Here is a 24,638-nt window from a genome sequence, read left to right as displayed (position 1 = left end):
CGCACGGCGTGTCAAGACCCGGTGCCGACGTCGTCGATACCCAACTGCCCTCCGTAAGCATCCGACCGTCTTCGTTGCACATATTCGCGTCGTCGTCGACTGCAGGGAGCTTCCCGCCAATGTGAAGCGGCGGCGGTGAAGCGCTAGCGCCGAGAAAATCAAACAAAGGAATAGATCACATGCGACTCGTTATCATAGGCGCCGGTTTCGCCGGCATGTACGCCGCACTTTCTGCTGCTCGCCTGCGCGACATCCAGGGCGTTTCGCCTGAGGAGCTCGAGATCGCGCTGGTTGCGCCAGAGCCGACGCTGGTGATTCGCCCGCGGCTCTACGAACCGAAGCCTGAGACCTTGACCGCACCTCTTCAGGATGTCCTCAAAGCAATCGACGTTGTCTATGTACAAGGTAGCGCCGAGACGATCGACACCAAAACCCGCACCGTAGACGTCGTCGCCGCCAAGGGTGCGCGAAAGATACTCTCTTACGATCGGCTGGTCGTAGCTACCGGCAGCCGGCTATTCCGGCCGAAGATTCCTGGCCTCGCCGAGCACGGTTTCAGCGTCGACAATCTCGACGACGCGATTGCGCTCGACCGGCACATCCACAGTCTTGCCGATCGGCCGGCAAGGAACGGGCGCGACACGGTCATCGTTGTCGGCGGCGGCTTCACCGGCATCGAGGCGGCGACCGAGATGCCCACGCGGCTCCGCGCCATCCTCGGCAAGGATACCAAGCCGCGCATCATCATCGTCGACCGCAACAATGCGGTCGCCCCCGATATGGGCGAAGGTCCCCGGCCCGTCATTGAGAACGCGCTGCGCAAGCTCGGCGTGGAGACCCGACTCGGCACCGGCGTCGCGGCGCTGGACAAATCGGGGATCACGCTTTCCGACGGCGAACGGATCGAAGCCGAGACCGTGATCTGGGCAGCAGGCTTTCGCGCCGCCCCGCTAACCCAGCAGATCCCAGCCGAGCGCGACAATTTCGGCCGGCTGCTTGTCGACCGCGACTTGCGCGTGCCCTCAGTGCCCGGCGTCTTTGCCACCGGCGATGCCGCCCGCGCCGCCTGCGACAATGACGGGAATTACGCGCTGATGTCGTGCCAGCACGCCACGCGGATGGGCGCCTTTGCCGGCAACAATGCCGTCGCCGAGCTCCTGGGTGTCTCGACCAAGCCCTATCACCAGAAAGCCTACGTCACCTGTCTCGATCTCGGAGAAGCCGGCGCGCTGTTCACGCGCGGCTGGGAGCGCAAAGTCGAGATGGTCGGCGACGTGGCAAAGAAGACCAAGCAGGAAATCAATACGGTGTGGATCTATCCGCCGCGCGCCGACCGTGCTGCTGCCCTGGCGTCGGCTAATCCAGAGCATGTCACTGATGTGCAGTGACTCACGCATATGGGCCGCGCTTCTCACCCAGAAGCGCGGCTCGATCACCATCGATCAACCTGGAGCTCACTACGATGAAACACGAGACCGTGCGCGCGACGGCGTTCGCCATGCCGCTGATCAACCCGGCCTTTCCACCCGGCCCCTACCGCTTCGTCAACCGGGAATACTTCATCATCCAGTACCGGACCGACCCCGAGGCGCTGCGACGGCTGGTGCCGGCACCGCTTGAGCTCACCGAGCCGGTGGTGAATTACGAATTCATCCGCATGCCTGACTCAACCGGCTTCGGCGATTACACCGAAAGCGGTCAGGTCATTCCGGTGTCCTACCAGGGCGAGGTCGGCAGCTTCACCCACCAGATGTTCCTCAACGATCATCCACCCATTGCAGGCGGGCGTGAAATTTGGGGCTTTCCCAAGAAACTGGCGCAGCCGAGGCTCGCCGTCGAGATCGACACCCTGGTCGGAACCTTGAACTACGGCTCGGTTCGCGTCGCCACCGGTACGATGGGCTACAAGCACCGCACGCTCGAGCCGGCTGTCGAAGCCAGGAAGCTCGCGGCCCCGAACTTCTTGCTCAAGATCATCCCGCACGTCGACGGCACGGCGCGCATCTGCGAGCTGGTGCGCTATCACCTCGAAGACATCACCGTGAAAGGCGCCTGGACCGGTCCGGCTGCGTTGGATCTGTGTTCGCATGCCCTGGCTCCCGTGGCCGAGCTGCCGGTGCTTCAGGTTCTGTCCGCCAAGCACATCGTCGCCGACCTCACCCTCGGGCTTGGCACCGTGGTTCACGATTATCTGACCCCGGGTGAGACGGTACCGCGCCACGGGTCGCGGTCCGGATCCTGGCCGAAACGAATGCGGGTTGATCGAGATCAGTCAAAATATCGGAGTTTCGCAAATGTTGAACGTCATGCGCGAGCAATCCAGTTCTTCTGCGCAGCACGCCAAGCCGTTGCCATACGATGTCGTCGCCTTGGTGCTGCAGGGTGGCGGAGCGCTGGGGGCCTATCAGGCCGGCGTCTATGAGGGCCTACACGAGGCCAGTATCCGGCCGAACTGGCTGGCCGGCATTTCAATCGGTGCACTCAACGCCGCCATCATCGCCGGCTCGCCTGAGACCGAACGCGTGGCACGGCTGCGCGAGTTCTGGGAGACCATTTGTGCTCGTTCGATCGAGTGGCCCGCCGGCGAAGGATTGGCCAATGCCTTGCCCTTGCGTTCGACATCAATTCGGTGCGCAACGCGATGGCGGCGACGAGGGCTTTGGTCCAGGGTCAGCCAGGCTTCTTCAAGCCGCGCTTCCCGTCGCCGCTCTGGTCGCCATTCTCGGGCGATGCCGCAACCAGCTTCTACGACACGGCACCATTGCAGCGGACGCTGGAGCGGCTCGTCGACTTCGATCGGTTGAACTCGGGTGAAGTGCGCGTCAGCGTCGGCGCGGTCAACGTCCGCACGGGCAACTTGACCTATTTCGACAGCGCCGAGCGCCGGCTGGGGCCGAAGCATTTTATGGCTTCCGGCGCGCTGCCACCGGGATTCCCCGCCGTCGAAATTGAAGGCGAGCACTACTGGGATGGCGGCATAGTGTCCAATACACCTCTTTCCCGCGTGCTGTCCGGCGAGCCGTGTGACACCCTGACATTCCAGATCGATCTCTGGTCGGCGAGAGGTCGCGTGCCCCACGACATGATGGAAGTTTCGAGCCGGCAAAAGGACATACAATACTCGAGCCGCACGCGCGCTGTTACCGATCAGGTGCTGCGGATGCAGAAGATGCGTCAAGCGTTGCAGCGGACGATGCAGGAGCTGCCGGAAAGCGCAAAGGCGAAGCCGGAAATCCGCGCCATTGTGGATATGGCCCGCCATCGCTCCTACAACATCGTCCACCTGATCTATCAGAGCAAGCTACACGAGGGCCATTCCAGGGACTACGAGTTCGGGCTGAGCGCGATGCGCGCGCATTGGCAGAGCGGGCTCGACGACATCCGCCGCACGTTGGCCGATCCAAATCGCCTCGACCCGCCGGCACCGGAGCGTGGCATCGTTACCCATGACGTCCATCGCCGCGACTGAGTTCCCGCAGATTTCACTTCTCAAGCATCGAAAGGAATTTCCATGTTGAAGGGCAAGGTAGCTATCGTAACCGGATCGACCAGCGGCATCGGGCTCGGGATCGCCAAAGAGCTGGCGAGGCTCGGCGCCGACCTGGTGTTGAACGGTTTAGGCGATCTCGGCGAGATCGAGGCGATCCGTAGCGGGATCGAACGTGACCATGGCGTGCGGATCGGCTATGACGGCGCCGACATGTCGAAGGGCGATGCGGTGCGCGGACTGATTGCCGCGACGATCGAAAAGTTCGGGCGCCTCGACATCCTCGTCAACAATGCCGGCATCCAATTCACCGCGCCGGTGGAGGAATTCCCAACCGCCAAGTGGGATGCAATCCTCGGTATCAATCTGTCGGCGGCCTTCCACGGCATTGCCGCCGCGGTGCCTCAGATGAAAAAGCAGCGCTGGGGACGGATCGTCAACATCGCGTCCGCGCACGGGCTCGTCGCATCGACCCACAAGGCCGCCTATGTCGCGGCCAAGCACGGGCTGGTCGGTCTGACCAAGGTGGTTGGTCTGGAAACAGCCGGGAGCGGCGTGACCTGCAATGCGGTGTGTCCCGGCTGGGTGCGAACGCCGCTGGTCGAAAAGCAGATCAGCGACATCGCGGCGCAACGCGGCATCAGTCAAAAGGAAGCCACCCTGGAGCTCCTGTCCGAGAAGCAGCCGTCTCTGGATTTTGTCTCTCCGGAGCAGCTTGGCGGCACCGTCGCGTTCCTGTGCTCCGCCGCGGCAGACCAGATCACGGGCACCGCAATCTCGGTCGATGGCGGCTGGACCGCCCAGTGACCGCGAGTGAATGGGCACAGGCTTCAATTGCAGGAGAGTATCGTGGCGCATCTCAGCTAGAAAAAGATGGTCGGCTTGGTGCTATGCCTCGGCGCCGCCGCCGTGGCTTGCAGCTGGACTTATGCCCATTCAAACGCAATGTTCACCGATAACGCCTAGATATTGGCGGCGACAGACCTCGCTCGCGTCGAAGGTTGCGGGCTACGTCGTGGCCCTCGAGGTCGAGGACAACCATACCGTCCGGGCGGGCGGGCCCACGAGGGGCGACAGGAAAGTTCAGCCCGGAGGCGGCAGTCCCAGTCAAGTCCGAAAGCCGCTGCCGCAATGGCGCATTGAGATTGAGACGAGTTTGCTGGTGCCAAGATGCTTTGGGGGCTGGCCACGTCAGCCCCCAAATCGTACGTGCGCCGTGGTCAAACTGGATGTTCGGTATGAGTGGCTGGAGGTACCCGCAACGGTCCATAGTTAGAGCCTAGCGTCCGGCAGAAAGTTGGGGTTCTTGCCGCCCGCAAGCTGGATTCCAACCAAGATGTCGCACGGCACGATCGCGCGTTCTTCCACGCCAGAGCAATAGGCGAAGCACGAAGCACCGGGATCGTGCGACGAATGTCCATCTTCGGCCAGACACTCGCAGTGGTGCGATCGGCAAGTCATTGATTATTCTCGACTCGAGGCTGACTCTTAATCAGCGGCTCTGTCGGAAACGACATGGAGCTTTTTCGCCGAACGCGCCTTTCGCTGATGCATCGTCGGACCGGTTCGAACGCCACTTGTCCATCTTTGCCGTTGGATCCGAAGGGCATCGAGAGAGCGCCAGCCTCCAGGAGACGCGGCATGCAACAGTGACGGCCGTTCTCTCTCAGAGCTCCGCAACGAAATCGCAACGAATTGGGTGAAACGACCGTGAACAAAACGTGGCGAAAACAACTGGCACACAAGAAAAATCAACAACTTAGAAGATGCTCACTGCGTTCGGGACGCAGGGATGCTCTTGATCAGATATCACTTGAACGAATGTCGGTGTCCGTTGTCGCGCCTCCGCTATTTGAACCTTTCAAACAGATTAAGCCGCGGGCGGCGATGTTAGGTGACTCAACCCTGCGCGTCACCCTTGATCGGCATCACCTTCTTGGGATCGAGCCAGTGGTCGATCCGATCAGCCCAATGCTGCATCAGCTTCGTGCGCGAGCCGATCAGCGCGAGCGGTCCGTGCTTCTTGTAGAGACCTTCCACAGTGGAGTTATCAAGATGGGCGAGCTGCAGCTCGACGACGTCCCCATCCCATGCCTTGGCGTCTTTGATCTCTTCGTGGTGAGACAGGGTCGAGAAGGTGGTCCGGAATCCGTGGGCACAATGATCAGTCTTGGTGTCGATGCCAAGCAGCCGCAAGCGCTTGTTGAGCGTGTTGTTCGATAGCGGCGCGTCCTTCGAGCAGGAAAACGCGTATCGGCGATGGCCGGTCAGCTTCTGAACGCTGCGCAGGATTGCGAGTGCCTGTCGTGACAAGGGCACGACATGGTCCCAACCGGTTTTCATCTTTGTGGCTGGAATAGTCCAGCGTTCGGCGTCCCAATCGACCTCGCTCCACTCCATTTCATTGACCATGCCGGGGCGGGGAATAGTCAGCGCATCGAAGCGCAAGGCAAGGCCAACAACGTCACCAAACCTCGCTCTCGCCCACGGTGCGCTGATGAGCTTGAAGACGCGCGTCACGTCGCGTGGTTCGGTGACGCCAGGACGCGGCATCGAAATGTTGGCAATCATCTGCCCATTCAGATTTCGGAATGGATTGTAGCCGTCGCCTTCGACATCGGCATAGTCACAGATTTGCTCACCGATGCTGCGCACGCGATCGCGGGTTTCCAGCTTTCCCTCGGCTTCGTATGAACGCATGAACGCGAGCACGTCCGGACGCTTGATGTCCTGCCTGCACAGCTTGCCGAAGCGAGCCTTGACGTAGCCGACGCGCAGCTCAAGCACCTCGATGGTCTTGGGATCGCGCACCGCGACGATCCTGCCGCGTTTGACTTTCTCCACCTTCTTCTTCGCCAGCCACTCGTCGGCCCATTGCCCGAAAGGCCGGGCAGCCGCCTGCCTGTGCTTATCGAGCTGCTTCTCGGTGCTCGGGTCCTTGCCGTCCTTCAGCAGGTCTTTGGCTTTGTCGCGCTCGCGCCGCGCGTCGGCGAGCGAGAACGTGCCATCCTTGCCGTTGCCGTAAGGTCCGATGGAGTATGTTTTCTGACGGCCGTGGAAACGGTAGTCCATCCGCCAGAGCTTGGAGGCAGCGTTGCCGGGCCTGCTCACGTCCGGCGTGACGAAGAGATAGAGCCAGCCGCCGGTCACGTCGGAAATTTTGGCGGGACTCCACGCGCCCTTGTCGAATTTCGGTCGGGCGGCGCGGCAGTCGACGTCGGTCCTGATCTGCCTGGGATCGGCGTACGCGCCATCGTTCTTGCCGGCCATCTGCTCAATTCCTTCATTCGGAATAGCCAAAGTCGCCGTGAACGTTTGTTCTCCCAATACCAGCACGATACCAGCAAAAATACCAGCAAATCGGCCGGCTGGGATCGGAGAAGAACAAACGGTGACGAACCAGAATGTACGCGGAAGTGCCTATTTTTCAAGGGTTTCCGAGCAGTGCGCGGACGTTTGCGGACGTTTGAGAACGGGCCTGAACAGCCTAGTTGGTGCCCCTGGCCGGAATCGAACCAGCACTCCTTGCGGAACTCGATTTTGAGTCGAGCGCGTCTACCAGTTCCGCCACAGGGGCCCTCGGTCGGTCCCGGGAAGGAAGCCTCGCGAAGTCGGCGGACTATAGCCATGGAGAAACCGGGGTCAACCCGCGCCAAAGTGATCCCGGGCGTTCTCGACAGGGGCATGGACCGGGGTTAGAGCGTTGAAGCCAAGCCTGATCCGGAGAGGCCGCCGTGACGACCCAGAGCGCTGCAATACCCGCATTTCGACCGGCCGCCAGGGCGCCCGCGCTGACCGCCTCAGCGGCCGTCACCCTGATCGCGGCGGCGACGATCGCGGGGGCCTGGTTCTTTCAGCTCGTGCTGGAGATCCTGCCCTGTCCGCTCTGCCTCGAGCAGCGCTACGCCTATTATCTCGCGATCCCTCTCGGTGCGCTCACGGCGCTTGCGGCGCGGGGCGGCGCGCCGCGGCCGCTGCTGCTGGCCGGGCTCGCGATCCTCGCGCTGGCGGCGCTCGGCAATGCCGGCCTCGGCACCTATCACTCCGGCGTCGAATGGGGGTTATGGAAGGGGCCGACCGATTGCAGCGGCCCGGTCGTCAATCTCGGCAGCGCCGGCGATCTGCTGTCGCGGCTCGACACCGTCAAGGTCGTCCGCTGCGACGAGGTGCAGTGGCGCTTCCTCGGCCTGTCGCTCGCCGGCTACAACGTGCTGATCTCGCTGTCGATGGCCGCGATCGCCGCCTGGGGTTTTGTCCGGACGGCGCAGCGCACGTAATTACAGCACGCTCGCGCCTTCGTGCTGGAAGCCGAGATAGCTCGCCGCCACCGCCTCGTTTGCCGCGATGTCGCTGGCTTTGCCGCTGAGCACAAATTCGCCGAGCTCCATCACGTAAGCCTGGTCGGCGATCTTCAGCGCCGCCTGCGCGTTCTGCTCGACCAGCAGCACGGAGACGCCGCTGGCGCGCAGCTCGGTGACGATGCGGAAGATGTCGGCGACGATGATCGGCGCGAGCCCGAGGCTCGGCTCGTCCAGCATCAAGAGCTTCGGGGCGCCCATCAGCGCCCGGCCCATCGCGAGCATCTGCTGCTCGCCGCCGGAAAGCGTGCCGGCGAGCTGCTTGCGCCGCTCCTTGAGCCGCGGAAACAGCGCATAGACCTGCTCCATCGAGGCCTTTGCCTTGCTGCGCTCGATACGGAAAGCGCCCAGCTCGAGATTGTCCTCGACATTCATGGTCACGAACAATTCGCGGTGCTCGGGCACGAGGCCAAGCCCCATCGCGACGCGGTCCTCGATGTCGAGCCGGGCCAGGTCCTGGCCGGCAAAGGCGACGCGGCCCTTCAAGGGCAGGATGCCCATGATGGCCGACAGCAGCGTGGTCTTGCCGGCGCCGTTGGCGCCGACGATGGTGACGATCTGGTTCTCGCCGACTTCGAGCGCGACCGAGCGCACGGCTTCGACCTTGCCATAGGCGACATGCGCATCGTTGACGGACAACAGCGCGCTCATGCCGCCACTCCGAGATAGGCCTTGATCACTTCGGGATTGGTCTTGATCGTGGCGGGCGTGCCCTCCGCGATCTTGGTGCCGAAATCCAGCACCACGATGCGGTCGGCGAGATTCATCACGAAGCCCATGTCGTGCTCGACCAGCAGCACGCTCATGCCGCCGTCGCGCAAATCGCGCAGCAGCTTGGCGAGCTGCTGCTTTTCCATGTGGCGCAGGCCGGCCGCGGGCTCGTCGAGCAGCAGCAGCATCGGATCGACGCACAGCGCGCGCGCGATCTCGACGATGCGCTGCTGTCCCAGCGACAACGATCCTGCGAGCTGATGCATCTGGTCGGCGAGGCCGACGCGCTCGATCTGGCGGGCGGCTTCCGCAAGCAGTTTCGCTTCATCGGCGCGGTCGAGACGCAGCATCGAGGCGAGCGGCCCGGAATGGCCGCGCAGATGCGCGCCGATCGCGACATTCTCCAGCACGGTCATGTCAGGCACCAGCTTGACGTGCTGGAAGGTGCGGAAAATGCCGAGCTTGACGATCTCCTGCGGCGGCGCGCGATCTACTTTCTGGCCGAGCACCGAGACCGAGCCCGAGGTCGCCGACAGCACGCCGGTGATCAGGTTGAAGGTGGTGCTCTTGCCGGCGCCGTTGGGTCCGATCAGCGCGACGATCTCGCGGGCCTGGACGTCGAAGGAGACGTTGTTGACGGCGACCACGCCGCCGAATTGCTTGCGCGCCTTCTCGACCTGAAGCAGCACGCTGGACTGGCCGGGCGAGCGGGGACGCGCCTCGAGCTTCAGCGAGGTGTCCGGCTTCCTGCCACCGGTGCGTTCGGGCAGCAACGACATCAGCCAGGGCCAGACGCCGCCGGGCGCAAGTTGCAGCAGCGCCACCAGCATGATGCCGAACACGATGGTTTCGACCTGGCCGGAGCCGGGCAGGATCAGCGGCAGATAGCTCTGCAGCACCTCTTTCAGGATCACGACGATGGCCGCGCCCAGCACGCCGCCCCAGACGTAACCGGCGCCGCCGACCACGGCGATGAAGAGATATTCGATGCCGGCCTGCGCACCGAACGGCGTCGGGTTCACCGCACGCTGGAGATGGGCGTAGAGCCAGCCGGAGAGGCCGGCGAGCACGGCGGCGTGGATGAACACCAGCAGCTTTGCGCGCGGCGTGTGCACGCCGAACGCTTCGGCCGCGACATGGCCGCGCCGCAGCGCGCGGATGGCGCGGCCGGTGCGGGAGTCCAGCAGGTTCATCGTGAGCAGGGCCGAGAGGATGACCGCGACCCAGATCGCAAAGTAGATCGAGCCGGGTGAGAGCATCCTGAACGTGCCGATCGACAGCGGCGGGATCGCCGAGATGCCGTCGTTGCGCCCGAGGAATTCCAGCTTGCTGAACAGGTAGAAAAGGCCGAGCCCCCAGGCCAGCGTGCCGAGCGGCAGATAATGGCCGGAGAGGCGGACCGTCACCAGGCCGAGCAGCACCGCGAGCAATCCACTGATCACGAGCGAGAGCGGCAAGGTCAGCCAGGGCGACAGGCCGTAGGCCGTCGTCAGCAGCGCCGTGGTGTAGGCGCCGAAGCCGACGAAGGCCGCCTGACCGAACGAGGTCAGGCCACCGACACCCGTGAGCAGCACGAGGCCCATCGCGACCAGCGCGGTGAGGCCGATATTGTCGAGCAGCACGATCCAGAATGGCGGCATGCCGGGTACGAACGGGATCGCTGCCATCAAAACTGCGAAGATGAGGATGGGAAGCCGGCTCTGCATCTTGGCGTCAGTCCTTCTCTTCCTCGACCGCAGGTGCTGCCAGCGACCGCAGCAGCAGCACGGGGATCAGGAGCATGAACACGATCACCTCCTTGTAGTTGGAGGCATAGAAGGACGAGAACGCCTCGACGATGCCGACGAAGAGGGCCGCGACCGCCGTGAGGGGATAGCTGACGAGGCCGCCGATGATCGCGGCGACAAAGCCCTTCAGGCCGATCAGGAAGCCCGAGTCATAATAGAGCGTCGTGATCGGCACGATCATGATGCCCGACAGCGCGCCGATGACGGAGGCCAGCAGGAAGGCGATCTGGCCCGAGAGCGTGGTGCGGATGCCGGCGAGCCGCGCGCCAAGCCGGTTGACGGCGGTGGCGCGCAGCGCCTTGCCGTAGAGTGTCAGCCCGAAGAACAGCCAGAGCCCTACGATGAAGGCGATGGTGATGCCGTAGACCGTGAGGCTCTGGCCGGTGAAGCGCAGCGAGCCCGCGGTGAAGGCGCCGGACAGCACCGCCGGGCCGCGCTGGCCTTCGGCGCCGAAGAACAACAGGCCCAGTCCCTGCAGCGCCAGATGGACGCCGACCGAGGCGATCAGCAGCACCAGCACCGAGGTGTGGGCCAGCGGCTGGAACGCGATGCGGTAGAGATAGAGGCCGATCATGGCAACGATCACCAGCGACAGCGCGATGCAGACCGCGACCGGCGGCTTCTGGGCGGCAAAGGTGATCGTCAGCGCCAGCACGATGGCCGGCAGCACGATGTTGGCGAGGGCGCTGCGGACGATCAGCCGGCCATGCAGCGCCTTGCGGGCCACGAACAGGTCGAAGGCGAAGGCGACGATGCCCATGGCCAGCGCGAGCTTGGCCGTGCCCGGCATCTGGCCCGAGGCCAGCGAGGCATAGGTCAGCGCGCCATAGGTGACGAATTCGCCCTGCGGGATGAGGATGACGCGGGTGACGGCGAACACCAGCACCAGCGCCAGGCCGAGCAGCGCGTAGATCGCGCCATTGGTAATGCCGTCCTGCAGCAGGAACAGCATGATGGTGGTGTTCAAGACCGGACGCTCCCCCTTGAGATTAAGGACCGGTCGCCGCGATCGCGGTGGATGGTCCGTTCACAGCCATTGAAATACGCTGACGATATTTGATATGGTCCATAACAATTATCAATTATAACTTCAAGGGCAAACGACCCGTCCCGATTTTAGCGGGATTGCGAGCATGAGGCGATGACCGTTTCCAAAACAGCTGAAAAGTCCTCCGAAAAACCGGGTGACGCGGCCAAGGGCCGCAAGGATGCCGCCGAGGGCCTGCCCGAAGCCCTCCAGCTCGGCGAGCTCTCGGAACAGCTGGGCTATGTGCTCAAGCGCGCCCAGCTCAAGGTGTTCGAGAACTTCTTGCGCTGCATGGCCTCGCTGCAGCTGACGCCGGCGCAGTTTTCGGTGCTGCTGCTGGTGGAGAAGAACCCCGGCCGTAACCAGACCGAGATCGCCTCCACCCTCGGCATCCTCCGGCCGAATTTCGTCGCCCTGCTCGACAATCTCGAGAGCCGCGACCTCTGCGCCCGGATCCGCTCCACCAACGACCGCCGCTCGCATATCCTGGTTTTGACCGACAAGGGCAAGGCCGTGCTGACGCGCGCCAAGAAGCTCGTCGCCACCAAGCACGAGTCGCGGCTCAACGAGCTGCTCGGACAGGCCAACCGCGAAGCCCTGCTCGAAATGCTGTCGAAGATCGCGAACGAGTTTTGAGCCTCCGCTGTCATCGCCCGGCTTGACCGGTCGACCCACATTCTCGGCTGTCATCGCCCGCAGAAGGCGGGCGATCCAGTATTCCAGAGACCGAAGTGGGATACGGAGAGGCCGCGGCGTACTGGATTCCCCGCCTTCGCGGGGAATGACAGCGACCCCGGCGCGCGACCTCAATCCACCAGGATCACCCGGATATCGTTGACGTTGGTCAATGTCGGGCCGGGCATCAGCAGATCGCCCGTTGCCTCGAAGAACGTCGTCGCGTCGTTGTTGTCGAGATACGCCTGCGGCTGAAGCGAAAGCGCTTTCATCTTGGCGAATGTCGCCGCGTCGATCAGTGCGCCGGCGGGGTCGGTGGGATGGCCGGCGCCGCCGTCGGCGCCATCGGTATCGCCGGCGAGTGCGGAGATGTCGGGCGTGTCCTTGAGCAGCTCGGCCAGCGCCAGCGCATATTCCTGGTTCGGCCCGCCGCGACCATGGCCGCGCACGGTGACCGTGAGCTCGCCGCCGGAGAGTATCGCGACGCGCTTGCCTTGCGCGCGGGCCACGAGTGCGCGCCTGGCGTGATCGGCCGCGACCTCCCGGGCCTCGCCCTCGAGATCGGCGCCGAGATCGATGGTCTCGTAGCCGGCGTCCTTTGCGAGCTTCACTGCGGCGTCGAGCGATTGCTTCGGGCGCGCGATCAATTCGAAATGCGCGCGCGCAAAGGCGGCATCACCCGGCTTGGCGCTTTCATTGGCGGGATCGTCGAGCGCACGGCGCACGGCATCGTCGATGGCGAGCTTGTATTTTGCGACGATCGCGCGTGCATCCGCCAGCGTGGTCGGATCGGGGGCCGTCGGGCCGGAGGCGATCGCGGACGGGTCGTCATGCGGCACGTCGGAGATTGCGAGCGTCACGATTTCGGCGGCGTTTTGGCCTGCGCGCGCCAGCCGCCCGCCCTTGATGCGCGAGAGATGTTTTCGGACGACGTTCATCTCGCCGATCGGCGCGCCCGATCGCAGCAGCGCCTTGTTGACTGCCTGCTTCTGCGCAAAGCTGATGCCGTCGACCGGCGCGATCCAGTTGGCCGAGCCGCCGCCGGTGAGCAGCACCAGCAGCAGATCGTCCGGTCCGGCCTCGCCCGCGAGCGCGAGCGTGTCGGCGGCGCCCTTGAGGCCAGCCTCATCCGGCACGGGATGGCCGGCCTCGACGACGCGAATGCGGCGCGTCGGCACGCCATAGCCATGGCGGGTGGTGGCGATACCGACGAGCCGCTCCGGCGCGAGCGCGAGCGTGTCGAGATAGTGCCTCTCCGCCGCCGCAGCCATTGCAGCCGCGCCCTTGCCGGCGGCGAGGCAGATCACGCGGCCTGCAGGCGCGGGGCGCAGATGCGGCGCCAGGATCGTGTCGGGATGGGCGGCGGCAACGGCGGCGTCGTAGAGCGCGCGGAGCAGGGGGCGGCGGTCGGTCATGACGATGGCCTTCAGCAAACTCGTGAGCAGACTAGAGCGAGGACGAGAGCGTCGCCCATGCCCCTGCCTAGCGCATCGGGCGCGAAAGGGTAAGCAGGCTTTGCCATCATTCGATTGTGCAATCGCGTGATCATAATCGACACAGCAAAAGCCCCCTGCGATCATCTCGCAGGGGGCTTGTTATCGTCGGACAGTAAAAAAGATCAGCCGCCGGCGTCGGCGCTGATGACGTCGCCGAACAATTCCCAGCGCTCGCCCTTGAACCTCTCGAGCCGGAGCTGGCTGATCGGCGCAAAGTCGTTCGGGCCGGTGTTGATCTGGATGCCCGGCAGCAGCGCTTCGGTGCGGAAGTTCTTCAGGCTTGCCGCCTGCTTCATGATGTTCTCGCGCGTGAGATCATCGCCGCACTGCTTCAGCACCTGGACCAGCGTCTGCGACACGGCATAGCCGACGATGGTGCCCTTATCGAGCTTGTCGCCCTCGGGGAAGTACTTGCCCATGAACGCCAGAAATTCCTTCATGCCGGGATCGTTGGCCCATTCCGGATCGGATACATCCTTGAGATAGTCGGCCGAGATGATGTCCTGGCCGTTCTCGTATCCGGCGGGCTTCATCACGCTGCCGACGGAGGCCGAGACGTTGTTGAGGAAGTGCAGCGGCTTCCAGCCGATCTCGGCGACCTTCTTGATCGCTTGCGCCGCGAATTTCGGCGTCGTGATGTTCATGAAGACGTTGGCGCCGGTCGACCGCAGCTTGACGATGTGGCTGTCGATGGTCGGCTCGGTGGTCTCATAGCTCTCCTCCATGACGATCATCGAGGCGGCCTTGGCTCCCAGGCCGTCCTTCAGGCCTTTGAGATAGTCCTTGCCGTAGTCGTCGTTCTGGTAGAGTACGGCGATCTTGGCGTCGGGCTTGTTCTTCAAAAGCCATTTCGCATAGATCTGTGTTTCGCTCTGGTAGTTGGGCTGCCAGCCCATCGTCCACGGGAAGTTCTGCGGATCGTTCCACTTGGTGGCGCCGGTGGCGACGAACAGCTGCGGCACTTTCTTCGTGTTCATGTATTTGTGGATCGCCGAGTTCGACGGCGTGCCGAGCGAGTTGAAGATGAACAGCACCTCGTCGCTCTCGACCAGCTTGCGCGCCTGCTCGACCGTTTTCGGCGGCGAGTAGGCGTCGTCATAGCTGATGTAGTTGATCTTGCGGCCGTTGATGCCGCCTTCGTCGTTGATCTTCTTGAAATAGGCGGCTTCGGTCCGCCCGATGATGCCGTAGGCGGAGGCCGGTCCGCTGTAGGGCATGATGTTGCCGATCTTGATTTCGGTATCGGTCGCGCCGGTATCGTATTTCTTCTGGGCCGATGCGATCGAGGTCGTAGCCGCAATGAGCACGAGCGCCAGTGACGCGGCCGCAAGCTTGCCGGTGACAGCGGGCATTCAGATCTCCCTATTTTCTTGGTGTGTGTGCGTTCCTTTTCTTGCCTTGACTGTTTTTGGCGACGCGGCCGCAATTCAATACGATTTACCTGATGCCTTCAACAGAAAGCCCCCGCGACAACGTCGCAGGGGCTGCGTCTTTAGTAGTCAGCAAGGCCGGCGCCGTCCTGTGCAACTGCGAGAAGATGCGGCCGTCTTGAGTTGCCTGGCGGGCGTCGAGCTATTTTCGGTTGCTGTTAATGGCCGAGGTCGCTCGAGATGATATCGCCGAACAATTCCCAGGCCTTGCCCTTGAATCGCATCATCTGGAGCTGCTCGATCGGCGCGAAATCGTCGGGCGCGGTGTTGATCTTGATGCCGGGGAGCAGCGTGTCCGGCTCGAAGTCCTTCAGGCTCGCCGCCTGCTTCATGATGTTGTCGCGGGTGAGATTGTCGCCACACATCTGCAGCACCTTCACCATGGTCTGCGCGGCGGCATAGCCGAATACCACGCCGGCATCGAGCTTGTCGGCCTTCGGATCGAACTGCGTGACGAAATTATAGAACCTCCTCATGCCTTCGTCGGCGTTCCACTGCGGGTCGGAGCCGTCCTTGGTGTAGCTCGCCGACAGGATGCCTTGCGAGATCTCCAAGCCCGCCGGCTCGATCACGCCGCCGACCGAGGCCGAGACGTTGGAGATGATGTGCATCGGGTGCCAGTTGATCTCGGCCGCCTTCTTGATCGCTTGCGCCGCGAATTTCGGCGTGGTGATGCTGATGAAGATGTCGGCGCCGGAGGCCTTCAGCTTCACGACGTGCTCGTCGATCGCAGGCTCCGAGGTGTCGTAAGGCTCCTCGATCACGATCATCGAGGCCCTGGCGCCGAGCCCGTCCTTCAGCCCCTTCAGATAGTCCTTGCCGAAGTCGTCGTTCTGGTAGAGCACGCCGATCTTGCCGTCCGGCTTCTCCTTCAGGATGTACTTGGCGTAGACCTTGGCCTCGCTGGCATAGCTCGGCTGCCAGCCCATGGTCCACGGATATTGCTTGGGATCGTTCCACTTCGAGGCGCCGCTCGCGACGAACAATTGCGGCACCTTCTTCACGTTCATGTAGTTGCGGATGGCGCTGTTGGTGGAGGTGCCGAGCGAGCCGAAGATCAGCAGCACGTTGTCGCTCTCGACCAGCTTGCGCGCCTGTTCCACCGTCTTCGGCGGCGAGTAAGCATCGTCATACGAGATGAATTTGATCTTGCGGCCGTGCACGCCGCCCTCGGCATTGACCTTGTTGAAATACGCTTCCTCGGCCTTGCCGATCACGGCGTAGGCCGAGGCCGGGCCGCTATAGGGCATGATGTTGCCGATCTTGATCTCGGTATCGGAGACGCCGCTGTCGTAGGACTTCTGTGCCAGCGCGGGATTGCTTATCGCAGTGCACAACGCGAATCCGACCGAAAGCGCCGCAACCTGAAATCGAACGACAGCCATTGCTCTCCTACCTCAACTGGATCGGCGTCGCATTGAACAAGATTGATGCACGACGTCAACAAAAAGCCCCCGCGAGTGCGCGCGGGGGCTTTTCAACCTTGGACTATAGCGTCAGCGCGTCACTCCGGAGCGACGTCGCCGCTCAGGATCTCGCCGAACTGTTCCCACTTCTCGCCCTTGAACCGCTGCATCTGCAGCTGGCTGATCGGGGCGAAGTCGCTCGGTCCGGTGTTGATCTTGACGCCGGGCAGCAGGGTGTCCGGCGTAAAGTCCTTCAGGCTCGCCGCCTGCTTCATCAGGTTGGCGCGGGTGAGATCGTCACCGCACTGTTCCAGTGCCTTGACCAGCGTCTGCGCGGCGCCGTAGCCGTAGACGATGCTCGAGTCGGTCTTGTCGGCGCCGGGCATGTACTTGTCGAGGAACTCGGCCCACTTCTTCATGCCGGCATCGTCGGCCCAGCGCGGATCGGCGCCGTCCTTGGCATAGGCCGCCGACAGCACGTTCTGCGCGGCCTCGAAGCCCGCCGGCTTCATCACGCTGCCGACCGAGGCCGACACGTTGGTGATGATCTGCAGCGGCTTCCAGCCGAGTTCGGCTGTCTTCTTGATGGTCTGGGCGCCGAACTTCGGCGTCGTGTAGATCAGCAGCACGTCGGGATTGGCGGCCTTGATCTTGACGATGTGGCCGTCGATCGATGGCTCGGAGACCTCATAGCTTTCCTCCATGATGATCATGGACGAAGCCTTGGCACCAAAACCGTCCTTGGTGCCCTTAAGGTAGTCTTTGCCGAAATCGTCGTTCTGATAGAGGATCGCGACCTTGGCGTCGGGCTTCTCCTTCATCAGCCATTTCGCGTAGATCTGCGCTTCGCTCTGGTAGGAGGGCTGCCAGCCCATGGTCCAGGGGAAGTTCTTCGGGTCGTTCCATTTGGTCGCGCCGGTCGCGACGAACAACTGCGGGATCTTCTTGGCGTTCAGATATTTCTGAATCGCGGTGTTCGAGGGCGTGCCGAGCGGGTTGAACACGGCGAGCACCTCGTCGCTTTCGACCAGCTTGCGGACCTGCTCGACCGCCTTGGGCGGCGAATAGCCGTCGTCATAGGTGACGTAGACGATCTTGCGGCCGTTGATGCCGCCCTTGTCGTTGATCATCTTGATATAGGCTTCTTCGGTCTTGCCGATGATGCCATAGGCCGACGCCGGACCGCTGTACGGCATGATGTTGCCGATCTTGATCTCGGTATCGGACGCGCCGGTGTCGTATTTCTTCTGGGCGAGTGCTGCGCCGGAGGTGAGGGTCGCGACCGCCGTTACGAGTGCGGTGGTTCGCAGTGTTCTTCCGAAAAACAAATTTGGTCTCCTTGCTTAATTGAACGGTTTCAGTTCTTTCTGAGCCTTCCGGCGAGTTGCTGGCCCAGGATTGCGACTTGCCTTGCGCCATGCGGCACGAGGTAGATGACGGCGAACAGGAGCACGCCGAACACGGCGCCGGAGAGGCCCTTGGAGATGCCCTCGGCGATGTTCGGCACGAAGATGATGAAGGCCGCGCCGACGATCGAGCCGGGCAGCCAGCCGACGCCGCCCACGACCATGCCGAGGAACAGCTGGATCGCGAGCGTGATGGTGAAGCTGTCGGGTGCGACGAACTGCACCGCGATCGCGCTCAGGCCCCCGGCGACGCCGGTAACGGCCGCGGAGACGCCGAAGGCGAGCGTCTTGTACAGCGCGACGTTGATACCCATCGCGGAGGCCGCGATCTCGTTGTCGCGGATCGCCATGAAGGCGCGGCCCGAGCGGGAGCGCAGCAGGTTCACGGAGAAGATGTAGATCGCGAGCACGACGACGAGCGTGAAATAATACAGCCACATGTCCTGCGACATCGGCAGGCCGAACGGCGCATCGGGCTTGGTGACGACGAGGCCCTGCACGCCGCCGGTCCAGGGCTCGAGGAAGTTCAGCTTGAGCAGCTGCGGCATCGCGGTGGCGAGCGCGAAGGTCGCAAGCGCAAGGTAGACGCCGGAGAGCCGCAGCGCCGGCTGGCCGAACAGGAAACCCGCGCCGAAGCACAGCACGGCCGCGACCGGCAGGCAGAGGAAGTACGGGACGTTGAACTGCTCCATCATGACAGCGGTGACGTAGGCGCCGATGGCGTAGAACGCGCTCTGGCCGAGCGAGAACTGGCCCGAGCCGCCGGTCAGGATGTTCAGCGCCAGCACCGCGAGGCCCAGATACAACAGCTGGGTCAGCTGGAAGATCACGAAGTTCTTCGCGAACAGCGGCACGGCGATGAGAAGCAGCAGCACCACCAACGAGGTGCCTGTGCCCAGCGTCATGGCCCGCTTCGGAACCGCCTCGACGGCCGGGGCTTCCGTGACGACGTCTTCTGCTGCGCTCATGATCAAACTCGCTTGACGATGTGCCGGCCGAACAGACCAGCGGGCTTGACGACCAGGACGGAGATGATCAGCGCGAGCGCGATCGGGAGTTTCAGCTCGTTACCGACGCCGGGAATGTAGGTGCCGGCGAGGTTCTCGAAGATGCCGACCAGGAAGCCGCCGACCACGGCGCCGAACGGGCTGGTCAGTCCCCCGAGCACGGCGGCGGCGAAGCCGTAGATCAGCACGCCGCCCATCATGTTGGGCTCGAGGAATACGACGGGCGCGATCAGCATGCCGGCGATGGCGCCGATGGCCGACGCCATGCCCCAGCCGAGCGCGATCATCCAGGAGGTGTTGATGCCGACCAGCCGAGCCGATTCAGGCACCGAGGCGGCCGCCCGCATCGCAAGGCCGATCCGCGTGTACTGGAAGAAGAAATAGAGTCCGATCAGCAGCAGCACGGTGACGCCGATCATCCCGGCCTGGTGCGTCGAGATCAGCTGGCTGCCGAGGAACGGCGAGGAGCCGAACGGGGTCGGATATTGCTTGATGGTGAAATCCCAGATCAGGCCGGCCGAGGAGTTGATGATCGCGTAGAGCGCGATGAAGCCGGCGACGTTGGTCAGCACCGGCGCCTTTGCCAGCGGCTTGAACAGGATGCGCTCGATGGCGATGCCGCCGACGAAGGAGAGCGCCAGCGCGATGATGAACGCGCCCCAATAGGGCACGCCCCATTGCATCAATTGCCAGGAGATGAAGGTCGAGAACATCGCCATCTCGCCCTGCGCGAAGTTGAGGTGGTCGATCGCCTGGTAGATCATGACCACGGCGAGCGCCATGCAGGCATAGATCGCGCCCGTGGCAATCCCCGCCAGCACCTGGTTGGTAAACAGTTCCATTGTGCCGGCTCCTAAAGCATGCCGAATTCGGGTTGAACTGGGACGGCATCGACGGTCCACGTCTCCCATCGGGAGAGGTCGGCGCGAAGCGCCGGGTGAGGGCTATGGTCTCTCGTCGGAGCTGCGCCCCCTCACCCGATTTGCTGCGCAAATCGACACCCCGCTGGGGAGAGGTGTAACGAGCGCGCGGATAGATCGTTGCCATCATCCCACCTCAGTAACCCAGATAGGATTTGCGGATTTCTTCGTTGTTCGCGATGTCCTTGGCGTTGCCGGACATCACGATACGGCCGGTCTCGATCACGTAGGCCTGGTCGGCGAGCTCGAGCGCGAGCTGGGCGTTCTGCTCGACCACCAGGATCGACACCTTGTCCTCGCGGTTGATCTTGCCGAGGATGCCGAACAGGTCGCGCACCACCAGCGGCGCGAGGCCAAAGGACGGCTCGTCGAGCAGCATCAGCCGTGGCCGCAGCATCAGCGCGCGGGCGACCGCGAGCATCTGCTGCTCGCCGCCGGAGAGCGTGCCGGCCTGCTGGGTATGCCGCTGCTTCAGCACGGGGAAATGCCCATACATGCGCTCGATGTCGGAGACGATGCCGGCATTGTCCTTGCGGGTGATGGCACCGAGCTGGAGATTCTCCTCCACCGTCATGGTGGTGAAGGTGCCGCGGCCCTGCGGCACATGGGCAATGCCGAATCGCACGATGCTCTCGGTGGAGCGGTTGTTCAGCGGCTTGCCGTCGAACTCGATGCCGCCGGTGGAGCGCACCATATTGCAGATCGCGCGCAAGGTCGTGGTCTTGCCGGCGCCGTTGGCCCCAAGCAGCGTCGTCAGCGAACCCTCGTTCAGCGAGAAGGACAGTCCGTGGAGCGCCTGGACCTGGCCGTAATAGGCGCGCAGGTCCTTGACGTTGAGCAGCGTCGTCATTGGTCCTTGCTCCCGAGATAGGCCGTGATGACGTCGGGGTTCACCTGCACCTGGGCGGGGGTGCCTTCCGCAAGCTTCTTGCCGAAATTCAGCGCGACGACGTGGTCGGCGATCGACATCACGAGGCCCATGTGATGCTCGACCAGCAGCACCGTCATGCCGCGTTCGTCACGGATGCGGCGGATGAGGTCGCCGAGAACGTGGACCTCTTCGTGGTTGAGGCCGCCGGCGGGTTCGTCGAGCAGCAGGATTTTCGGGTCGGCCGCCAGCGCCCGCGCCAACTCGACGCGCTTCTGGGTGCCGAAGGGCAGGCCGGAGACGGTGGTGTGGGCGACGTCCTCGAGGTCGAGATAGGCGAGGATTTCGTGCACCTTCTTGTTCACGCTGCTCTCGCTGCGGCGAATCCACGCCAGCCGCAGCGAGTCGCTGATGATGTCGCTGGAGGTGCGGGCATGGGTGCCGACGCGGACATTGTCCATCACCGAGAGGTTCGGAAACAGCGCCACGTTCTGGAAGGTGCGGCCGATGCCGATCTCGGCGATCCGGTGCGGCGGCCGCATCAAAATGCTCGCGCCTTCCATCAGGATGTCGCCGGACGACGGCTGGTAGAGCCGGGAGAGGCAGTTGAAGAGCGTGGTCTTGCCGGCGCCGTTGGGGCCGATCAATCCGAGGATCTGGCCCTTGTGCATGTCAAAGGAGACGCCGTTGAGCGCGACGATGCCGCCGAACACGACGCTGACGTCGCGAACCGCGAGCAGAGGCGATGTCCCCTGCGCGAGCTGTGCCTGCGTCATCTCGTCTCGCCCACAACGTTCAGTGGGCGAAGGGGCGATGCGAACCGCTCCTGATGATGACTAAGGCTATCTGATCCCCTCGGCCACACGTGCAACTTTCCCTCCTGATTTCAGCTTTTTGCTGACTTCTTTTTTGGATTGCGGCATCAGACCCCCAAGTGCCGCTTCGATGTTCCTTACCATCGCCAGCAGTCGCGGTCCAATGTCGTTGATCAAGCGTTCTTCCGTGAAGCGGAATGCGGGCGCGCCGCAATTGAATGCGTAGGGACCGGTTCCGTCATTGAGCTTGAGCGCGACGCCGGCGGCGCCGATGTCGTCGTGCCAATCGCCGACGGACATCGCGAAGCCGTATTTCGCGACCGTCTCGCCCGAACGCTCCAGTCCGTCGCGCATCTTGGGCCAGCGGCTGCCGTAATGTTCGCGCAGGATGCGCGTCACTTCAGCGCGATCCTCGTCATTGAGCGCCCAGAAATAAGCGCGACCCATCGCGCTGGTTGCAATCGGCACGCGGGAGCCGACGTCGAGTTGAACGCCGACCGTCTCGCTGCCGCGGCTTTGCCCGAAATAGATCATGCTATGGCGGTCGCGGCCGCCGATTGCGACGGCGCCGCCGGTGGCACGCATCAGTTCCTCGCGAAACGGCTCGGACAAATGCCGAACGCCGAGATTGGCCAGCGCCGCGTAGCCGAGCGCCATCGCGGCAGGCGCCAGCTGATATTTCTCGAAACGGGGAACCGGTGTCAGATAGCCGAGCTTCGTCAACGTGTAGGTCAGCCGCGAAACCGTCGGCTTCGGCAGGCTGGTGCGGGACGCAATCTCCTGATTGCCGAGAAGTCCGTCGCTGGGCTGGAATGCGCGCAATACGTCGAGTCCGCGGGAAAGCGCGACGACGAAATTCCGATCGGTCGCGGTCTTCTTTCCTGTACGCTTCATCCCTGATCTGCTCTTGCGCGGAGTCGTTGACAAGCCACGTGCTTCAAAATAACCCTGCCGTCAAGATGCGGAATTAAATTCCGCACCGCGAAATCGAACAAAAGTAAATCCCACCAAGGAGGGAAACCGTGAGCGAAGTGGTCAAGCTTGAGCGTCATGACGAAGTCGGAATCGTCACGGTCAATAGCCCTCCGGTCAATGCGCTGAGTGCCGCAGTCCGCGGTGGTATCCTGGAGTGCATCAAGGCGGCCATCGCCGATCCCGCGATCAAGGGCATCGTGCTGACTTGCGCCGGACGCACCTTCATTGCCGGCGCCGACATCACCGAATTCGGCAAGCCGCCGAAGCCGCCCGGGCTCAACGAAGTGTTGGCCGAGATGGAGAATTCGCCGAAGCCGATTGTGGCCGCGATCCACGGCACCGCGCTTGGTGGCGGCCTCGAGGTCGCGTTGGCCTGTCATTTCCGCGTGGCTGTCAAAGAGGCAAAGCTCGGTCTGCCCGAGGTGAAACTCGGCCTGTTGCCGGGCGCCGGCGGCACCCAGCGCCTGCCGCGCGCAGTCGGCCCCGAACTCGCGGTCAAGATGATCGTCGGCGGCGATCCGATTGCCGCGGCCGAAGCGCTCAAGCACGGCCTGATCGAGGAGATCGTCGAAGGCCCGGCGTCCGGCGGCGAAGCCTTTGTCCGCAAGCTGCTGGCCGAGAAGCGCCCGCTGCGTCGTCTCCGCGACGACGATTCCAAGATTGCGGCGGCCAAGGCCGACCGCTCGATCTTCACCAATGCGGTTGCCGCGATGACCAAGAAGTCGCGCGGCCTGGAGGCGCCGTTCGCGGCCGCCGACGCCGTCGGCTATGCCATCGACCTGCCGTTCGACGAGGGTCTGAAGAAGGAGCGCGAAGGCTTCCTCAAGCTCGTCGCCAGCGAACAGTCCAAGGCGCAGCGCTATGCCTTCTTCGCCGAGCGCGAGGCCGCCAAGATCGCCGGCGTTCCCGAAGGCACCAAGCCGCGTCCCGTTAACCGTGTTGCCATTCTCGGCGCCGGCACCATGGGCGGCGGCATCGCGATGTCCTTTGCCAATGCCGGCATTCCCGTCACCCTGATCGAGACCGGCGAGGAACAACTCAAGCGCGGCATGGGCATCATGCAGAAGAACTGGGAAGCGACCGCCGCGCGCGGCGGCATCCCGGCGGATGCACCCGCCAAGCGCATGGCGCTGATCAACGGTGTCGTCGGGATCGAGAATGTCGGCGACGCCGATCTCGTCATCGAAGCCGTGTTCGAGACCATGGCGGTGAAAAAGGAAGTGTTCGGCAAGCTCGATCAGTACGTCAAGCAAGGCGCCGTGCTTGCCTCCAACACCTCGTACCTGAACATCGACGAGATCGCGAAGGCGACCAGGCGTCCGCAGGACGTGCTCGGCATGCACTTCTTCTCGCCGGCCAACGTCATGAAGCTGTGCGAGATCGTGCGCGCCGACAAGACCGCGCCGGACGCGCTGGTCACCGCGGTGAGCATCGCCCGCAAGATCGCGAAAGTGCCGGCCGTGGTCGGCGTCTGCGACGGCTTCGTCGGCAATCGCATGCTCGCTCAGCGCGGCAAGCAGTCCGAGAAGCTGTTGTTCGAAGGCGCGCTGCCGCAGCAGGTCGACGCGGTCGTCACCAAATTCGGCATGCCGATGGGCCCGTTCGCGATGGGCGATCTCGCCGGCCTCGATATCGGATGGCGCTCGCGCAAGGACCGCGGCATCAAGTCGGAGATCGCGGACGCGCTGTGCGAAGCCGGCCGCTTCGGCCAGAAGACCGGCAAGGGCTACTACAAGTATGAAGCCGGCTCCCGCGCGCCGATGCCCGATCCGGAGGTCGAGAAGCTGATCGACGAGACGCTGCTGCGTCTCGGCCGCAAGAAGCGATCGTCAGCGACGACGAGATCCTCGAGCGCATGATGTATCCGATGATCAACGAGGGCGCGAAGATCCTCGAAGAGGGCATCGCGGCGCGTCCCTCCGACATCGACGTGGTCTGGCTCTACGGCTATGGCTGGCCGATCTATCGCGGCGGCCCGATGTTCTGGGCCGACAGCGTCGGCCTCAAGCACATCGCCGACCGTCTCGCCTTCTACGCCAAGGAGACCAACGACCCGAGCCTCGAGCCCGCGCCCTTGCTGAAGAAGCTCGCAGCGGAGGGCAAGACGTTCGCCTCGCTCGCGGCGGGGTCGAAGGCGGCGTGATGGGGGCTATCTCCCCGCTCGTCATTCCGGGATGGCCCAAAGGGCCAGACCCGGAATCCATTTCACCTCTGATCTCGTGGCCCGATGGATTCCGGGCTCGCGACTTTGTCGCGCCCCGGAATGACGA

At 63.5% G+C, this 24,638-nt stretch carries 17 protein-coding genes, 1 tRNA gene and 4 pseudogenes; 8 read left to right on the top strand and 14 right to left on the bottom strand.

The genetic code is table 11. The features are described 5' to 3' along the window. Window positions 1-179: 179 nt before the first annotated feature. The 5 genes and pseudogenes from ACTGJ9_RS00960 to ACTGJ9_RS00940 form a co-directional block, all read left to right on the top strand. The gene (locus ACTGJ9_RS00960; RefSeq protein WP_456675546.1) at window positions 180-1,388 is read left to right on the top strand and encodes an NAD(P)/FAD-dependent oxidoreductase; all 1,209 of its coding nucleotides are present in this window, start codon (window positions 180-182) and stop codon (window positions 1,386-1,388) included. 74 nt (window positions 1,389-1,462) lie between these two features. Then, window positions 1,463-2,194: pseudogene (locus tag ACTGJ9_RS00955) on the top strand (acetoacetate decarboxylase); the annotation flags it as partial. A 100-nt stretch (window positions 2,195-2,294) separates the two neighbouring features. Further along, window positions 2,295-3,469, top strand: a pseudogene (locus tag ACTGJ9_RS00950) (DUF3734 domain-containing protein). Window positions 3,470-3,511: 42 nt separating this feature from the next. Further along, window positions 3,512-4,294 (top strand): 3-hydroxybutyrate dehydrogenase, encoded by a 783-nt coding sequence (locus ACTGJ9_RS00945; RefSeq protein WP_456675545.1) that lies wholly within the window; start codon window positions 3,512-3,514, stop codon window positions 4,292-4,294. A 66-nt stretch (window positions 4,295-4,360) separates the two neighbouring features. After that, window positions 4,361-4,544 (top strand): annotated as a pseudogene (locus ACTGJ9_RS00940) (HlyD family secretion protein); the annotation flags it as partial. A gap of 842 nt (window positions 4,545-5,386) precedes the next feature. Here the strand turns inward: ACTGJ9_RS00940 and ACTGJ9_RS00935 are convergent. Together ACTGJ9_RS00935 and ACTGJ9_RS00930 are read right to left on the bottom strand one after the other, a co-directional pair. Then, entirely contained in the window at window positions 5,387-6,757 is a 1,371-nt protein-coding gene (locus ACTGJ9_RS00935; RefSeq protein WP_456675544.1) for a tyrosine-type recombinase/integrase, read from the bottom strand. A 222-nt stretch (window positions 6,758-6,979) separates the two neighbouring features. Continuing rightward, window positions 6,980-7,064, bottom strand: a tRNA-Leu gene (locus ACTGJ9_RS00930). A gap of 157 nt (window positions 7,065-7,221) precedes the next feature. On the opposite strand from ACTGJ9_RS00930, the gene ACTGJ9_RS00925 reads away from it, so the two are divergent. Further along, on the top strand, window positions 7,222-7,764 hold the full coding sequence (locus ACTGJ9_RS00925; protein WP_456675543.1) for a disulfide bond formation protein B: 543 nt from the start codon (window positions 7,222-7,224) through the stop codon (window positions 7,762-7,764). On the opposite strand, the gene ACTGJ9_RS00920 is transcribed toward ACTGJ9_RS00925, so the two are convergent. The 3 genes from ACTGJ9_RS00920 to ACTGJ9_RS00910 are packed head-to-tail and all read right to left on the bottom strand — an operon-like array spanning window position 7,765 to window position 11,310. Beyond that, window positions 7,765-8,496, bottom strand: a complete 732-nt coding sequence (locus ACTGJ9_RS00920; protein ID WP_456675542.1) for an ABC transporter ATP-binding protein — start codon at window positions 8,494-8,496, stop codon at window positions 7,765-7,767. Beyond that, entirely contained in the window at window positions 8,493-10,262 is a 1,770-nt protein-coding gene (locus ACTGJ9_RS00915; RefSeq protein WP_456675541.1) for a branched-chain amino acid ABC transporter ATP-binding protein/permease, read from the bottom strand. The genes ACTGJ9_RS00920 and ACTGJ9_RS00915 overlap by 4 nt, the downstream gene beginning before the upstream one ends. A gap of 7 nt (window positions 10,263-10,269) precedes the next feature. After that, window positions 10,270-11,310: a branched-chain amino acid ABC transporter permease gene (locus tag ACTGJ9_RS00910; protein WP_456675540.1), complete on the bottom strand. Its 1,041-nt coding sequence runs from the start codon at window positions 11,308-11,310 to the stop codon at window positions 10,270-10,272. A gap of 174 nt (window positions 11,311-11,484) precedes the next feature. Here ACTGJ9_RS00910 and ACTGJ9_RS00905 point away from each other — a divergent pair, with 174 nt between their 5' ends. Next, window positions 11,485-12,006 carry a MarR family winged helix-turn-helix transcriptional regulator gene (locus ACTGJ9_RS00905; protein ID WP_456675539.1) on the top strand — a complete coding sequence of 174 codons (522 nt, stop codon included), beginning with the start codon at window positions 11,485-11,487 and terminating at the stop codon, window positions 12,004-12,006. Window positions 12,007-12,176: 170 nt separating this feature from the next. On the opposite strand, the gene ACTGJ9_RS00900 is transcribed toward ACTGJ9_RS00905, so the two are convergent. From ACTGJ9_RS00900 to ACTGJ9_RS00860, 9 genes are all read right to left on the bottom strand, one after another. Next, a complete protein-coding gene (locus ACTGJ9_RS00900; RefSeq protein ID WP_456675538.1) occupies window positions 12,177-13,460 on the bottom strand; it encodes a glycerate kinase type-2 family protein in 1,284 nt (427 codons plus the stop codon). Window positions 13,461-13,663: 203 nt separating this feature from the next. Further along, window positions 13,664-14,893 carry an ABC transporter substrate-binding protein gene (locus ACTGJ9_RS00895; RefSeq protein ID WP_456675537.1) on the bottom strand — a complete coding sequence of 410 codons (1,230 nt, stop codon included), beginning with the start codon at window positions 14,891-14,893 and terminating at the stop codon, window positions 13,664-13,666. A gap of 236 nt (window positions 14,894-15,129) precedes the next feature. Beyond that, complete coding sequence (locus tag ACTGJ9_RS00890; protein WP_456675536.1) at window positions 15,130-16,356, bottom strand: ABC transporter substrate-binding protein; 1,227 nt, start codon at window positions 16,354-16,356, stop codon at window positions 15,130-15,132. Window positions 16,357-16,475: 119 nt separating this feature from the next. Beyond that, window positions 16,476-17,705: an ABC transporter substrate-binding protein gene (locus ACTGJ9_RS00885; RefSeq protein WP_456675535.1), complete on the bottom strand. Its 1,230-nt coding sequence runs from the start codon at window positions 17,703-17,705 to the stop codon at window positions 16,476-16,478. A gap of 29 nt (window positions 17,706-17,734) precedes the next feature. Further along, a complete protein-coding gene (locus ACTGJ9_RS00880) occupies window positions 17,735-18,751 on the bottom strand; it encodes a branched-chain amino acid ABC transporter permease (protein ID WP_456675534.1) in 1,017 nt (338 codons plus the stop codon). Between the two features lie 2 nt (window positions 18,752-18,753). Then, window positions 18,754-19,632, bottom strand: a complete 879-nt coding sequence (locus tag ACTGJ9_RS00875; RefSeq protein ID WP_148773579.1) for a branched-chain amino acid ABC transporter permease — start codon at window positions 19,630-19,632, stop codon at window positions 18,754-18,756. A gap of 214 nt (window positions 19,633-19,846) precedes the next feature. Beyond that, a complete protein-coding gene (locus ACTGJ9_RS00870) occupies window positions 19,847-20,560 on the bottom strand; it encodes an ABC transporter ATP-binding protein (protein ID WP_456675533.1) in 714 nt (237 codons plus the stop codon). Next, complete coding sequence (locus tag ACTGJ9_RS00865; RefSeq protein ID WP_456675532.1) at window positions 20,557-21,354, bottom strand: ABC transporter ATP-binding protein; 798 nt, start codon at window positions 21,352-21,354, stop codon at window positions 20,557-20,559. Before ACTGJ9_RS00865 ends, ACTGJ9_RS00870 begins: the two co-directional genes overlap by 4 nt. A 66-nt stretch (window positions 21,355-21,420) precedes the next feature. Further along, a complete protein-coding gene (locus ACTGJ9_RS00860; RefSeq protein WP_456675531.1) occupies window positions 21,421-22,287 on the bottom strand; it encodes an IclR family transcriptional regulator in 867 nt (288 codons plus the stop codon). 128 nt (window positions 22,288-22,415) lie between these two features. Between ACTGJ9_RS00860 and ACTGJ9_RS00855 the strand changes: the two are divergent. Next, window positions 22,416-24,511 (top strand): annotated as a pseudogene (locus tag ACTGJ9_RS00855) (3-hydroxyacyl-CoA dehydrogenase NAD-binding domain-containing protein). The last annotated feature ends 127 nt before the right edge of the window (window positions 24,512-24,638 follow it).

Origin of the sequence: Bradyrhizobium sp. RDM12 (assembly GCF_051917485.1) — a bacterium.
Taxonomy (GTDB): Bacteria; Pseudomonadota; Alphaproteobacteria; order Rhizobiales; family Xanthobacteraceae; genus Bradyrhizobium.
Note: the sequence above shows the minus strand (reverse complement) of the source record. Positions and strands in the feature narration are given on the sequence as shown.